The sequence below is a fragment of the Arthrobacter sp. HMWF013 genome, assembly GCF_003061105.1.
Lineage (GTDB): Bacteria > Actinomycetota > Actinomycetes > Actinomycetales > Micrococcaceae > Arthrobacter.
The window spans coordinates 1-14,257 of the sequence record NZ_QAIQ01000069.1 but is presented as its reverse complement, the minus strand read 5'-3'; the positions used below and the strand labels follow the sequence as shown (position 1 = coordinate 14,257).

Below are 14,257 nucleotides of genomic sequence, written 5' to 3'. Positions count from 1 at the left end.
CTCGTGCGCGGCTTCCAGAATATTTATCGCCCGCAACTCCTCTCCTGCGTCAAAAAGCGCTTCGGCAGTTGCAACAGTTAGCTTTGTAGCAGGTGCGCCTGTCCGCAGCCGTTCTTCGAGACTGCGGAGCAGACTTTCGTCTGAGGTATCCCTACCCGTAAGTCGCCGAATACACATAAGTTCCGCCGCCCAAGCTGTCGGAAATTCTACGCAAGTAGCAAGCGCTGCCAATATGTTCGCACTAACATCTGGTGGAAGTGTTTCCCATGATCCATCCCTCTGAGACCGTTCCACATCGCTTACTATCCTCGCGAGGAACGCGGCTTCACGATCAGGCGTCACCTCATGCTGCACGCTTTTTACCGCGACTTGATGCGCCCTGGCTGAACTGAAACGAAGAATCTGTGCTTGATCGACGGTAACCCAACCGCTTGATGTAGCTGAGGCAATCTCCCTCGAAGAGAACCCACCTGAGGCCCCTTCTGAAACCACGTCAACAAGCCAAGTAAGAGGAATCGAAGGACCCGCGGTGCTCAGCGACGCTAGCACGCGGCGAACTTCTGTGGGCAAAGCGGCAAACGAAACCTGCAGAACGTCGCGGGTCAACAGAGGAAATAAATCATTGGGCAGCGAACCTGATCCGATCAATGCCTCTCTAACAGACGGAGTGCGTAGGAGTGAGATCAAAGTACCGGGGGACCCGTTGCTTGCCTTTAGTACTTCTGCCATAGCGGCAACATTGACCTCACGAGGTTCGAGGATGCCTAAGTCATTGATAGCAATCTCACCCAGAGCCTGCGATTCCATCGGCTTAAGATCGATATAAGCGACGTTGTCGTTGCTCCTCTCCTCAAAAAGCCACTTGCTCAATGACCCCGCATGCCCGGCCTTGTCCTCGGTCAGGGCTCCGGGGACATCACTATTAATGGCTAGGACAATCAGGCCTCTGACAGACGAGCTGTGGAGAATCAACCTAAGCATTTTGATGGTGACGGGGTCTAAAAGCTCCGCGTCGTCCACAACTATGGCGAATGGGACCAGTTCTGCTACTAGGGCTATTTCCCTAGCATTGTTCTCTGCTGCTGCCAAGGCCGCACTACGTGCCCCTATGGAGATCTCCCTGCCGGCAGCAGCCATCCTTGCCTGGTCAATGAGGCCCTGACGACTACGGACAGCGTGGCGGACTTTTTCGTCTACCCCAGCGACATCTTTCATCGCTGCAACGGCGTTGAAAGCTGCGGCGATCGCCGCTCCCACAGGAAGGATTGACGCGAAAAGGCATGATGCGTGCAGCGCTGCTGCAAGCCGATCTTCAATTAGTTTCCCGCCCGCTTTTACCGCGGCACTGAGAACTTGAATGTGATTCACCAACTGTGCTTGGCCGTCTTGGGCTGCACAGCCGTCAGCGCTTCCCTTGAGCCCCCACCAGAAGAATTCCAAGCGCGAGCCCACTTCCGGAGTTACCGGGTCGGGAAAAATTGCTTCCTTTCGGGGAGAATTTGCCGCCTCCTCGCCCGCTGCGAACAATTCAGCCGGCCAGTACCTTGGCCTACTTTGCATCATGGAGCACTGTCGATAAAGTTCCTGCAAGAGCATAGTGCGGCCGCTTCCGGTTGCCCCGCGTATAATGGCCAGTTTGCACGGGCCTTGCTCTGAGCTCTCTGACCACAAGTCGTGTAAGCGCGCCAAGGCGAGCACGTGATCTGTACCAACAAAAGCCTTCTGCCCGGAGCTCGTCATGACAAATTGGACCACATACCAATGACGGGGTCTACAGGGAAAGCTAAGCGCACGCGCGATAGCCATAGGCTTTCTTTAGACGAGCGCTTCCGGCGGTTTCGCGGGTTGCAGCGGGATCACCTCGATATGCTTTCGCTCATGCACCCCGTTTTATGGTCTTTAGCGCACAGACAGCGGGCGCTGCTGAGGATAGTTGCCAACTAAAAGAGAAAGACCTGGCCTCCTTGCAGCGAGTAAGAAGAGGCCCGAGCAGTATGTTTTGCTCGGGTCTCTTCTATCTCCCTGTGGCTTTCCCACACTGCGGGACCGTATGTCCCAAAACTGCTGCGGGACCGGGGAGGAATCACCAGATGAACTATCGCCACGAAGGACGGGCGGCTCGCCGAAGCCTCGCGCGGCAGACTCATATAGTCCGCGGCGATGGAGCGCCACCGGCAAGAGCAGTTACGTAAGCAAACCTAGCGTCTTCCGGGGAGCCGCTTCTCGGGAAACTCACCGCTTGCGGCGTCGCGTGAACAGCCATTCCAGGATGCTGTCGAGGAGGCCTTTCCGGTCCGGCAGATCTTTGATAGCAATCGAGACACGCCAGAAGGGGTTGCGAAGCTCGGCTGTGAGTCGAATTGCATTCGCTTCCACAACCCGCAGCGCTTCCTTCTTGCCGTGCTCCTGAATCTTTTGCCCGGCATATCTTTCCATAGCAGACTTCTTCTCATCTTCAGCCGCATCCGGCACCACCTTACCGTTCCGATCGGGGTCGATGAAGTTGCCCTTTTCATCGAGTTTCAGGTGCCTGATGGACGCTTGCGGCCTGCCGTGCGTCATCGCTTAACCTTCTGTTCGTTGTTCTCTCCATCCACCATGGACAGACAACAAAGTCGATTTTCAAGCCTTGGCCATGGAGTGCACCGGCAAAATTCAAACTCGCGACCCGCGGATTAGAAGTCGCCGCTTTATTCACGGAGCTACGGAGGCGAAAGGTGCACCAGTCCACCATGAGCGGGAGATGAAATTTGAACTCCCGGCTTCCTCTTTTGCAGAGAGGCGCTCTGGCCGTACTGATCTACTCCCGGTGACGTAAATCCAACCCACGATGACAGGCCGGCAGACTGTCCCCGATGTCGTCCATGCCAAGCTTGTGGCGATGGGCTACCGGATTTCGGACCGCTCGAACCGCCGTGCCGTGTCTCAGGGCAAGAGGCCTACCGCCGAGGCAAAGGCGGGTCCACCGACCCTGGACCACCGATCCGGGCGCGTGGGCTCAGTATGACTTCGGCGACGGACCGGTCACAGTTGGAGTCCCAGCAAGGATAAGTGTCAATAGACCACAGACTGTCACTCTGAATCTATAGCGAGCTGATCCCAAACCGGGCTGTCGTAAAGGCTGACTATACGCCAGCACAAAGCATTGGCTTCAGACACGGGAAGGCGAGGGTCGATGTTGTGCCCAAACTTATTCCGCACGAACGTAAAGACGGTACGTAATCGGGTGATTACGATTCTCCGATACGTGAGGTCCACGCCGCCTTGCTCAAGGCATGAGTCGATCTGGGAAATCAAATTATTTCCGAATTTTGCGGTTCTAAGCCGCCGTTTGAGCATCGACTCGAGCGTGACAGATGCCTCCCTAACTGCCGTATCTGTGAATCCGAGTTCTAAGAGGGTGGATATGCGGCTAAAGTCGGGACCCAGGGTCAAAGCGTCGTAGAGAAATTCCTCCATAATGGCCCAACCTTTATCCGTAACCTTGACGCGGGTCTCGCCATCGCGGATAAGTGGCCAAGTCGTATCCAACTCATCGAGGAACTCATCGGGGTCGCGCGGGTCAACAATTGGCTCCGGGATCGGCAGCATAGTTCCATCGGCAAGCTTGGCAAAAAGTTCTTCTCCCTCGCCGTGAGCATTCATCCACCTACGATGGCGCCACTCGTCGATGCTCCCCCAGGAAAGGCATTCGGCTTCGATGAAGCCTTGAACCTGCAGAGACTTCAGATCCTCATGCCATGCAGCAGCGTAAAGATCATCGGCAGTTTTTTTGCGGCGCGGCTCCACTACGAACAGTATGACTCTGTCGATGTCGTCAGCAACAAGAAGGTCCGTACCGTGCGGATACTGACACAGATCAAGTAGAGCGTTCAATTCGCCTGGAGGCCCTTGATAGTAGGGCCAGTCAGCGTGATGGCCGTCGGCATTGCTACCGTCAGCACGGGCCCATTCAGCCCCGTTTCCCGTGTAGCCGAGCCAGAATCTAGTTGGCAATTTTTCCATAATCACAGCGTATAGATGACAACGCTAGGTGTACTCAGTCAGGACGTTGGTTACATCGCAAACAGGTGAAGACATCTTAGGTTGGTGTTTACCACAACGGCCAACTGAATCTAAAAGGTCTTCATGCTCCACCGTAATGCCCGCCTGACCCCGACTGGTAGGCGGTTCATCGATATAATCGGCATACATCATTTCCTGGGCGTACGAACCGTCTGTGCCCTGCCGCACCATATACGCAGCTATCATCGCTATCCTTGTGTCCGGCCCGTTCCGCATACTGCAGATGAAAGTATCAGAGCAAACGGGCAGTCCCGCGTTTCCGTGGAACGAACAGGTCCGTCAGCCTGCCCGGGAACTTTGAGATAACGAGGGCAAGACAAATCCTTGGCATGCCATCTTTTTGGGCACTCTATTGTCGGATGGTTAAGCGCTTCGCTTCACCTGGATGATGACGGTTGCAGACCGCAAGCCAAACACCTGGAGCGTCGGAAGCATGAACGCGCGACACATTTCCTACTCAGTGGTCCTGGCGGTTTCCGAACGGCCGCATCTCTCCAAAAGCCGTGCGAAAGTCAGCAATCTCGACGTTCTTCTAGCCCTGGGTCGGCGACCAACTTCGGCCGATCCGTGATTAGCTTTGAACCTTTATCCCTAGCTGTTGCGGAAAGAGTCCGCTCACGGGCCAGTCATCGGGGCGCTCGACATCGAGGTCGTCCGCCTTGAGACCAGCCAAAACGCCTCCGACAGCGAACAAGCCCTGCTGCATAAAGAAGTCGATCTGCTGTCGAACTTCCGCCTCGTTAGCCACATTTATACGTATGTCTGTAGGTTGTCCCTTTATCGTCAGTCGAAGAAGGCGGTGACCCGGCGTTCCCCCACCCACTACAACACCGGTGCTGACAACGCGGAAATGGTCAACCCCAGCATCACTAATCGCTTTCCCCGCAACCTCCAAAATATCCGAGTTACCTATGGAGCCTTCAGGGGACGGCTTATAGTAGCGAAACACCTCAAGGAAGTACTCATCCGATTTCAGATGCTCAACTTCCGTAGCTAACGGTATCCGAGCTCTAAACCCGATGGCTCTCACAGCCTTGGCCGCCTTTTCCACCGATGCTTCCGATTCAAGAGCGTACAAAACGAGACCTGTACCCTTGGGCCTCCAGCCCAAGAGTTCTTCTACCGGCATGAGATGTACTTTGACCCCTCGATAGGAGGCTGCAATATTCTCTGCGGCTTCTGAGTAACCCTTTGTCGTGACCAGCCAACCGGCTTCTGCGCCGACGTCCGCAACCATGCCCTCAAAGGTTGAGATGTCGTTGACGTCCAGATTCTTCGCGTAGCTTTTACAGTCTATGATCAGCTTTGAAGTGTTGATCCCAAACTGGTGCCCTTCAACTAAAACATCGATCTGACGAGGAATTTTCGAGTTTTTTCCAAGTAGATGGACGTTACGGCTTACCTTGCCGCCACTACCCACTAGGAATTCGATAACATCGGCAATGCCGTTTTCATACTCTTTAAAGTCCATTGCCATTAGAGTAATCCATTCTGGTCACCCTCGACCCTGGGCGTCGCTACACCGATCGACCGAATAGCCCTGCACCGATCACCCTCTCGTCCCCCCCTTCGTCGCGGGGGACACCACAAGGGACCGGTTACGAACTGGGTCTATCTACTAGGGCCGGCGTTCCAAAGCTAGGTAAGCCAACTGCCCGTGCCAGCCGCCTGAGACCAAGGTCATCGGATTACAGAGACAGACCTTCGTTTATCGCGAGTTTCAGAGGGTGCACCCACGGGGCGTGCTGAGCTTCAGGGCCGCGCTCTTTAAGCCGGTTACGCCAATCTCATCTATGCTGCAGTCCAAGGCAGTGGGCACTGAACATTTCCGAGCAAAGCCCATACAATGCTGGTCGAGCGAATCTTGAAGCTCTCGGCGGGGAGCCAACGGTTCCCCTGCTCACGGCGGCATCTTGCCTTGCTGCAGTCTTCACATCGACCGAAGTCGCTCAATGTGGCGACGCTGTTCTTTGTCATCCTGCTTGACGTGAACACTGACCAGCACGTGGTCACCGTCTGGCTTGTAGTAAATGCGCCCCATGTCCTCGCTGCCAGCGATGCCCGTTGCAAGCTTGGATACTTCTCGCCAGCCACGCAGGCCTTCTAGGTCTCTGCCCACACTATGGCCCATATCAATTTGCACTAGTGATCGGAGCAACGACGCGGGTGCGTCGAGGTTGGCCAGTACCTCCACACTGTCCAAAACGAAGTTGAGCCGCGAGAAAGCCGTGTCAAGAAATCCCAACACGCCTCGTCGGGGCGCCACGGGAGCGGCAGCAGCGCGCCGCCGCTCGCGTTCTTGTTGCCCTAGCTCTTCGAATCTTTCGCTTAGGCCTAGCACCATGGCTTCCAAGGATGAGACCCGTGCCTCGCGTTGCTCTGCGTGCGCACGTAAGCTCGCGACGGTGCTGTAGAGTTCGGCGTTCTCAGCCAGAGCGAATTCAAGAAGCTCCTCGGTCTCTGTCTGTTTGGCCAGAAACGCCCTGGTGTCAACGGGGTGTTCCGGCGCACGGCCCAGCTCGGTGATCTGACTGAGCAGAGACTTTTGGTGTTCCAGAGCGCGATTCAACTCGCTGGTGAGTTTAGACTCCCGGTCAGTCGCTGCCGCGAGGCGCTGGCGAAGAACTGTAACCTCGCTCTCCGAACCGTCGAGACGCTCCCTGAGTGCGACAGACTGATCCAGCAGCTGCTCGACCTGGGCTGCAAGGTCCTCGAGGCGAGTGTCAGTTTGAGCCGGCGAAGGCTCAACCACCAAGTCAGCCGATACGGGCGAGAACACCGCCGCAACGCGAGAGAGGGCGTCGGTGTGAGTGCCCTTTATACGGAGGCGAGCGAACCAGTCGTAGAACTTGCCGTCGGCGGCAGGACGGTGACTAACATCCCACCGCTGCACTGACAGGCCTCCCGCCTCCAGTGCACCGACGACTTCAGCCGCAAGCCGCTCTGAGGCGTTGAAGACGACATAGTGGCCGAACTTCGTCGTTTCAATGTTCCACTCGTCAGGAAACTCTGTGAACGTTTGCTGCGCTAAGGCATCACCGGCCTTCCGCGCAAACGGCACATTAGCGCCCGCCAACAGAAAACGATTACAGTCCTCGATTTCCCAAGAAGGTCCAGCCATGTCGATGACGTTGTCGGCAAAGAGCGGGAAGACCGCGCCGGCATAAACGATGCCGGCGTACCCATCTGGCGTCAGCCGAACTGGCCGGCGGACGGATTCCTCAACTACAGATGGGCCATCCACCACTCGGACAACAACTTGTTGTGATGCCATCGTCAAGCCTCCGAGGCACACCTACACGCAGGGTCGCCCCACTGGCGTTTACAGACCGCGCAGGGCTGGTAGTAGAGATGCTCGCGGATTTGCTCGTCGGTGGCCTGGTCTGGCCCGGGAAGCCTCGAGAACGCCCAGCGCTTGTGCTGATATAGCACGTCCCCTGGGACAAGGCGGCTGTCCTCTCGGTCAGCTACGTTCGCACGGACAACGAGTCCGCCGTTCGGCACCCAAGCATCAGCCTCAGTAACATCAAGATCCCGTAGGTCGCTGCTCCCCGGAAGACCAATGCCGAACTCCAGGTCAAAGTAAGAGGCACTCGCTCGGTCAGCTCGCCTGCTGGACGTTGCGCTGACAGACAAAATCAGATTGTCGTCAACCTCAACGTCGAGTTCTAGACGCTCAACCAATGGTGGCGCCGTCTTGTCCACAGCGACGGCTACCATGCCGATCGATGTCCGCGGGTCACTCGCTTGCGGCTGCTCGGCGAGGTCGGAGGGTGCCACGATGGCGAACTTGGCAACACCATCAGTCGGGTCCGTGCAGTACAGGTGGAATCGGTCACGACATATTTCGCCATTGCTCGGCATGGCCGTTCCGGCCCGCAGAAGGGGAAGCCTCAAGCCTCGCGCCATCTCCAGTTCAATTTGCTTTGCTAGCACCAAGCGTTGCGCATCGTGCGCGATCCACGCCGCTCCCTGAGAAACTAGCGTTGCGCTGTTCTCTGGAACAAGAACGCGCTCGGGCCCGAACATTTCGTGCAGTCGGCCGCGGATGCTCGGCATCGCAGCCATGCCGCCAGCGACGAGGCAAAGCGAGACCTGGGCCGGCGCCATGTCGACACTCTCTAGAAGCGCCTCGATCTCACGAATGCCAGCGGCTACAAGTGGTCGGGTGATTCCGTCCAGCTCCTGCCGGCTCAGCGAATACTCTAGGGTAGTGCCTGACTCAGCAAAGTAGCTCGCATGATAAATCGTGACGCTTGGCCGATCTGAGAGCTCGATCTTGCTGCTTTCCGCTTCTTGCAGCAGGCTTAGGCGCGCGTCGCGAGTCGGATGATCGGACCCGGAAATTCCATGCTTGTTCGAAAACCTCGCGACCACCTCATCCCGGATTACTCGGTCAAATTTGTCTCCGCCTACCTGGTCGGTACCACCGTTGCGGAGTTGAAGGATGCGTCCTGGCTCTATGCGGCAGAGTGTAAGGTCCAACGTTCCGCCACCCCAGTCCACAACGAGCACGTTGCGTTTCATGAGCCTGCGGATCTCCGCCTGAGGATCTTTTGCTCCGCGCAGGTGGCCGTATAAGGCGGCGAGCGGTTCGTGGACGAACTGGGTCACCGAAATTTCTGACCGGGCGAAAGCCTCTCGGAGAGCCGCGCGCCGCGGTCCGTTCATGTTCACAGGGATGGTGACCACGGCGCGGTCCAACTCTCCCAGCACCTTACGATGACCGCTCCGGCGTGACTCCGCCCGAACGTGCCGGATGACATCCGCAACGATGTCGATCGGGCTGCGCTCGACCCCACCAACGCTGACGATCTCCTGTCCTAGAAGGAACTTCGGCGAGCGTACTGTGTTGCCGTACACCCCAAGCCCGACTTCCTCTAATGCATGTCGGGCTTCGCGCCCAACGATGACGTCCTCGCCTTCATAGCGGACAACGGAAGCGTGGGGCAAGCCTTCCGCATCGAGAACGTCGACGACTCGGTCGCCTGCCACCACAGAAACCAAGCTGTTGGTGGTGCCGAAGTCGAAACCTACTGTCATTGCCTTCCTTCCTCTAGGTCCTTAAGGCGCGCAACCTCGCTATCAATGGCACTCATTGCCCGGTCAACGAACTCGTCCGCGACGTTTGCGCTGCCGTTGCGAAGCGCATGAAGTCCTTTGTTCAGAAGCTCGGCCTGCCTTGTCAATCGTCGAATCACTTGCGTTCGGAGCGCCTCGTAGTCGTCAACGTGGTGGCTCTGATCCACGACCCGGTTGCTCTGCTCTGCCGAAAGTCGTCGTTTCAAAGTCTCGGCCTCTGCACGCAGCTCAGCAGTTCGGGCGATCGCCTCCTCAAGCTCGGAAGACAGTCGCTTGGCGGAGGCCTCAGCCGTTACAGCACGGAGCTCTTCCCGTCGAGCCTGAGCAAGCGCCTTCTCGGTCGCCGTCGTCGACTCTTGGAGACGGACCTCCGAGTGTCTCGATAGTTGACTAAGCGCATCGTTGTTCTTGGCAGTAGCCAGGAGGGCGGCAACCCTGGGGACGCTTCGGTCCCTAGGTGCGTTCCAAATCCACGCGGCCATATCCCCAATGAACTGGTCCGCAGTCCAGTGCTCGTGGAGGACGCGGAAGAGTCCGAAGGCGGTGACAGCATTCACACGCAACCGCTCCTGTGCGGCTTCATTGAAGTCTGACGCCGTGTGAAGGCCTAGCGTATCGAACGTGATTCGCTTGGCCGCTTCATTCACTTCTTGGGCAGTCAATATCGGTTTGCCCGGCACACCAATCAACCGTTCAAGTCGATTCTCAAAAACTTTGTGACTGGCAAACGCCACGACAACTAGGTCCAGGATGCGGCGACGAACAGGCAGCTCCGGACCAAGCTCCGCCACGGCCGCCAATAAGCTGGGCGGCACTGCAAGAAATGGGTCGCCACCCGCCAAACGTCGTACAGCATCCGTCTCCGCTTGCGCTGCGTCTGGTTGCAGTGAAAGTTCCCGCAAATCTCTCCGCGCAAGGTTTAACTTGCGTCCCTCTTCGCCATACGCGAACTCAATGAGAGCGAGGATGGACTTTGGCCGCTCCTTCTTCTTAGCTCCTTCTTGATGGCGTTCGCCATCGACGGGATTGGTCTCCTGGCTCAGGGTCACATCAGTGCCCTTGTCGGAAGCTACCGCATTCGGCCCCGCGTCTGTTGTCACTTTTTATACTCCTTGAACTCGAGTGCGAAAGCCTGCATACCAGCCCTCCGCGAGACGGCTGTAACGAAGACGTTCCGCATGCTGTCGGGCCGTCCCAATGTCCCCTTCCGCCAAAGCGTGCTCAGCGGCGACCAAATGCAGTTTGAAAGCGTCATACGGTCGCTGCTGGTCAATACTGGCAGACAGCTCGGCAATCTCCGCCCCCGCGGTGCCATCGAGCGGCAATGCGCTCCACCCAAGCACTTGTTCGATAACTGAGTCGCTAAGCGCAACATCTAAGCTGGCGTGTGGCGATGGCGCTAGATCACCGAAGAAGTAGGTTTCCCTCTTGAGGAGCGATTGAAAGCGCAGAGACACTTCGGCGACGCGTTGGCTCTTGGTCTTTGTCATGGCACGCTCGAAGTGGTTGTAGTGGAAGGCAACGATGCCGCAAATGGCCTCAGCTGGAGGTCGATCGAAGGTTCCTAAAATTCCCACCGCCTGGTCGTACTTTCCCTGATAGCCGCCTCCGTCCTGCAGGTCATCGCGGACGCCGGACTCGGAGAGCCCCTCACGCGCCAGGACGCCGTACAGGTAGTTCGCGAGACCATACAAATACCTGCCCGCAGAGATGTAGCCCTTGGAGCGCATGATGAAGTCGTCTATAGCCCGAAGGCTCAGCTCACCTCCGTCGATTAGGCGCTTCAGAGCATCATCCACGCTCTCAAGATGGTCGACGTCGGCAAGAGCAAACTCGAATTGGAACGACTGCACCGCATCGCCCTTTGTGAGCGTTACATCGACAACTCCACCGCGTTGCGCCGCCAAATATTCAACAGCATTTGCGATCGAGGTCGCAGTGCCGTTAATGACCACCATGTCAGTATTTCGAATTACCCAATCTTCGGGCGAGGTAGCGCTAGTGAGAGTCAGCCGGGTCCTACCACACTCCCGTCCCTTTAACACAAGAACCGGCCTTAGCGTTGGATGTCCCTCAAATGTATGCACGCGGAAATCACGGTCGGTAGAAAACTCCACCCCGCACGTTTCGCAAGGAAACGTCGCTGGCAGCGGTTCTGCCACCGTGGCCGAACCTTCTTCTGTGGGCTCATGAAATTCCATGTAACCGGTATGCCAGAAACCCATGACGTCCCCTACCTGCCGTCGCCTGAAATCGAGTTGATGAGTCGGGTTGGCCGGTTAGGTGTTACGGGCACACGGCTACACGTAACAGAAGGTTCATTTCCAAGAAGTTCCCTAATACGCGTCAGCGTTGAGCACGCACTTGCGGATGTGCTAACCATGGTGTGTCCCTCCGACGAACCCCAAAACGTCGACCGGCCAAGGTTGGGCCGCTTAAGTTTTGCCGTGATCATATCGCTGTTCTGAGCCGGGCGCGGAAGTGGCGCCCCGTTTATGGTCCGGCCGACAGGAGCGTTGGCTCCCGTCGGCGTGACCGCGTTCGCATAACCTCAGGCACGCGTATCAGAGGTTCGTAACGGAGGGTAGTTTTCGAGCCCTGCACAGTTTTCCGAGGTACGAAAAGCGTTTGGCGTACCCTGTAACCACACCAGTCTGCACGAGCGAGGGGAAAAGCCAGAATGAACGACCACATTCGACAAGTCGGACAGTCAATAATGGGCGCCGTACAGGAGTCAAATCGACAGGTGTTGAATGATCATGGTGACGACCAGCACCGAAAGGGTTTTAGCAGAGCAGCTAGCATCAGCCTGCGCCTTGTTCAGGACGAGATCGACGTCTTGAAAGAGCAAATGACGGGCCCTGGTCTGAGCAAGTCAGAGCAGGCGCTCTATGCGCACTTGGACGAACTGAAGTCCAAGATCGAATCGGACTTTGATCGTTACTGGCGAGGCAGTGGCATTGACTGGCGTCCTCGGAAGCCTGTCGTCAATGCCGTCGCCAGGCAGACCGAAGAGTCGTAGCCGTTGAGCAGGGCGCGAGCTTACTAGTGGCGTTCCTTCGGAATAGTCTGTGCTCTGCCTTCTTGGATGCAGCCGATCGTAGTTTTGAATTTGAACGCCGGCAACATTTACATGGTGTGTGCACGCTCATCGGCCCTGGCGTCAATGGCGTGCACCAAGGGTTGAGGATGCCACAATACCTGCATGACTGTTCAGCATCCGGCCCCGGGCCTTCCCGCATTGTCTTGCCGTCTGCGGAAGGGATGTACTTTGCGGCGGCTCGATGGCGTGATGAGTGCCTGATTGGCAACAACAGCTTATTCTCGGGCCAATCTGTAGACGGTGGGTCAGCTGCAGCGGAACTAGTAGCAGCCTTCGTTGAACAGCCGGACATCGGGGACGGCAAATTTGTACCGAAGCTTAAATCTCAACTAGCCAATGTCAGTACAGATGCCGTACAAGTAGCGGCCGAGCTCTTGTATATTCACTTTCTTATCATCTCCACAGAGTCGATTAGGGGCGACACAAAGCGCGACCACGTCAACGCGGTGATCGCATTCCGTGAGGAGGGAACCACTCGGATTCCGACTGATCTTGTTCATGCGCTGATGGGTGGCGCTGCTCGGCCCGGACAAGGATTCAACTCTTATCGTTGGAAGATGTTCGGCTATTTGATCCGGATTTTCGAACATTTCAAGACCTTGAGCATTGACGCTCGGCGCTCAGCTCTCGCGGACTTGTCTTCCTTCAAGGACAGCATACGATTCATTGACGATCAGACCGCTTGGTCCCAGCGCTACGCCTTAGAACACATGCTCTTCCCCGAGCAGACTCCCGCCATAATAAGCAGAGATGATCGCGAGATGGTCCAAGCCAGTTTCGCAGCCGCGACAGGTGAACAGCGAAGCATCGAAGAAATCGTTCATGGGCTGGACCCCAATGTGTCTTACGGCACCCGACAAGGCGTGAACTTATACAGGACGCCGCACCGGGAGAAATGGAAGGGCACGGACAAGAAGGTAGAGCTCTACGTCGCGTGGGCCCAAAAGATTTGGCAGCTCGGTAGTCTCGACGGGCGAGAACGCGATTGGAAAGTGGAGCTGGCAAAGACGACCGGGCAGGCTCTCCACACCATCGCCACTGGCGGAGACGTCGTCGGACACTTGAAGAAGGTCCTCTCCCCCAGCAGTCTCGTCGACTATAGGGCTGCGGACGACTTTCTTACCTGGGTCTCCAACAATGAAGCGAAAGCGGTCAAAGCACTGGGCGAGCTGACTCGAAGTCCTGGACCGGAGTCGATCGACCGTTTCCTCGAGTTCATTCCCAGGGACGGTCAGCTTGCAGGAGATGGAGCCCGCCTCAGTCTGGCTACAGCCTTGCTGCTGGCCACCGACGTCGAACAGCTGCCTCCGTGGCGCCATACTTCGGCGGAACTCACGGTGCGGCTGACGAACGGGTACAGGCCCCAGCAGTCCGCAACGGCAGGCGAGAAATACGTCCTGTTCCTTGAACGGCTCGACCTGATCATGAATGCAATGAAAGCCCACGGAACCCCTTTGCGTGACCGCCTCGATGCGCAAGCTCTGGCATGGACGATTGCGACCAGGCACCTCCCCCTGCCAGGTCTCGGCCGCAAAGAGGTACTGGTACGTGGTAGCCACGCTGGCATGACCTAGTAGTTCCTTGACTGTCAGCACCGGATTGGCAAGTAGTAAGTAGGGTCGTCGGCACGTTCGCGGCCCTCCTGCATTAGCGCGCCCAGCATTGTCACGGCGAAGGTATGGCGGAGGGTATGAGGTGCAACAGTGATGTGCTCTGGAGGGCGGTTGGGGCTGCCGAGCTCAAACACCCGGTCTCGGGCGTCCGCGAACAACTGGTTCCAGTAGGCAGGAACCGGCGGCAGCCCCCGCGCGATGAACAAGCCGAGCGGCTCGATGCTGCCGTCATCAAGGATGCGGACAGCGCGGGCACGGTCCTCGTCGCTCAGACCAAGTGTGTGGCGGGGGTGCCCCTCCATCATGACTGCAGGTTGTCCGCGGAGCCGGGTGAACCCATCAAAGGGACTGCCCCCGGTTTTGTTGACTCCTTGACCTAGCGAGCTGGTGCTCG

Annotated in this window: 10 protein-coding genes and 2 pseudogenes; 3 read left to right on the top strand and 9 right to left on the bottom strand. The window is 57.2% G+C overall.

All coding sequences use genetic code 11. The features are described from left to right. Both DBR22_RS23540 and DBR22_RS03300 read right to left on the bottom strand, forming a co-directional pair. Nucleotides 1–1,527 (bottom strand): hypothetical protein (locus tag DBR22_RS23540; RefSeq protein ID WP_146187363.1); only part of this gene is annotated, 1,527 nt, incomplete at its 3' end. 705 nt (nt 1,528–2,232) lie between these two features. Continuing rightward, complete coding sequence (locus DBR22_RS03300; RefSeq protein WP_108597770.1) at nt 2,233–2,562, bottom strand: hypothetical protein; 330 nt, start codon at nt 2,560–2,562, stop codon at nt 2,233–2,235. 292 nt (nt 2,563–2,854) lie between these two features. Here DBR22_RS03300 and DBR22_RS25150 point away from each other — a divergent pair. After that, a pseudogene (locus DBR22_RS25150) lies at nt 2,855–3,035 on the top strand (IS21 family transposase); the annotation flags it as partial. Nucleotides 3,036–3,072: 37 nt separating this feature from the next. On the opposite strand, the gene DBR22_RS23535 reads toward DBR22_RS25150, so the two are convergent. From DBR22_RS23535 to DBR22_RS03265, 6 genes are all read right to left on the bottom strand, one after another. Further along, on the bottom strand, nt 3,073–4,005 hold the full coding sequence (locus DBR22_RS23535) for a hypothetical protein (protein WP_146187362.1): 933 nt from the start codon (nt 4,003–4,005) through the stop codon (nt 3,073–3,075). A gap of 631 nt (nt 4,006–4,636) precedes the next feature. Beyond that, nucleotides 4,637–5,536 carry a restriction endonuclease gene (locus DBR22_RS03285; RefSeq protein WP_181365002.1) on the bottom strand — a complete coding sequence of 300 codons (900 nt, stop codon included), beginning with the start codon at nt 5,534–5,536 and terminating at the stop codon, nt 4,637–4,639. A gap of 459 nt (nt 5,537–5,995) precedes the next feature. Next, nucleotides 5,996–7,345 (bottom strand): hypothetical protein, encoded by a 1,350-nt coding sequence (locus tag DBR22_RS03280; protein ID WP_146187361.1) that lies wholly within the window; start codon nt 7,343–7,345, stop codon nt 5,996–5,998. Then, nucleotides 7,342–9,108, bottom strand: a complete 1,767-nt coding sequence (locus tag DBR22_RS03275; RefSeq protein WP_108597766.1) for an Hsp70 family protein — start codon at nt 9,106–9,108, stop codon at nt 7,342–7,344. Before DBR22_RS03275 ends, DBR22_RS03280 begins: the two co-directional genes overlap by 4 nt. Then, nucleotides 9,105–10,247 (bottom strand): hypothetical protein, encoded by a 1,143-nt coding sequence (locus DBR22_RS03270; protein WP_108597765.1) that lies wholly within the window; start codon nt 10,245–10,247, stop codon nt 9,105–9,107. The genes DBR22_RS03275 and DBR22_RS03270 overlap by 4 nt, the downstream gene beginning before the upstream one ends. A gap of 3 nt (nt 10,248–10,250) precedes the next feature. Then, a complete protein-coding gene (locus DBR22_RS03265; RefSeq protein WP_108597764.1) occupies nt 10,251–11,105 on the bottom strand; it encodes a hypothetical protein in 855 nt (284 codons plus the stop codon). A 722-nt stretch (nt 11,106–11,827) separates the two neighbouring features. Between DBR22_RS03265 and DBR22_RS03260 the strand changes: the two genes are divergently transcribed. Together DBR22_RS03260 and DBR22_RS03255 are read left to right on the top strand one after the other, a co-directional pair. After that, complete coding sequence (locus DBR22_RS03260; RefSeq protein WP_146187360.1) at nt 11,828–12,169, top strand: hypothetical protein; 342 nt, start codon at nt 11,828–11,830, stop codon at nt 12,167–12,169. A 62-nt stretch (nt 12,170–12,231) separates the two neighbouring features. Then, complete coding sequence (locus DBR22_RS03255) at nt 12,232–13,824, top strand: hypothetical protein (RefSeq protein ID WP_146187359.1); 1,593 nt, start codon at nt 12,232–12,234, stop codon at nt 13,822–13,824. Nucleotides 13,825–13,838: 14 nt separating this feature from the next. Here DBR22_RS03255 and DBR22_RS03250 read toward each other — a convergent pair. Further along, nucleotides 13,839–14,257 (bottom strand): annotated as a pseudogene (locus tag DBR22_RS03250) (hypothetical protein); the annotation flags it as partial.

Bases quoted from the DNA above. Each gene is read 5' to 3' on its own strand.
- DBR22_RS03300 (WP_108597770.1), bottom strand. From the start codon at position 2,562: ATGACGCACGGCAGGCCGCAAGCGTCCATCAGGCACCTGAAACTCGAT.
- DBR22_RS23535 (WP_146187362.1), bottom strand. From the start codon at position 4,005: ATGGAAAAATTGCCAACTAGATTCTGGCTCGGCTACACGGGAAACGGG.
- DBR22_RS03285 (WP_181365002.1), bottom strand. From the start codon at position 5,536: ATGGACTTTAAAGAGTATGAAAACGGCATTGCCGATGTTATCGAATTC.
- DBR22_RS03275 (WP_108597766.1), bottom strand. From the start codon at position 9,108: ATGACAGTAGGTTTCGACTTCGGCACCACCAACAGCTTGGTTTCTGTG.
- DBR22_RS03265 (WP_108597764.1), bottom strand. From the start codon at position 11,105: ATGGTGGTCATTAACGGCACTGCGACCTCGATCGCAAATGCTGTTGAA.
- DBR22_RS03260 (WP_146187360.1), top strand. From the start codon at position 11,828: ATGAACGACCACATTCGACAAGTCGGACAGTCAATAATGGGCGCCGTA.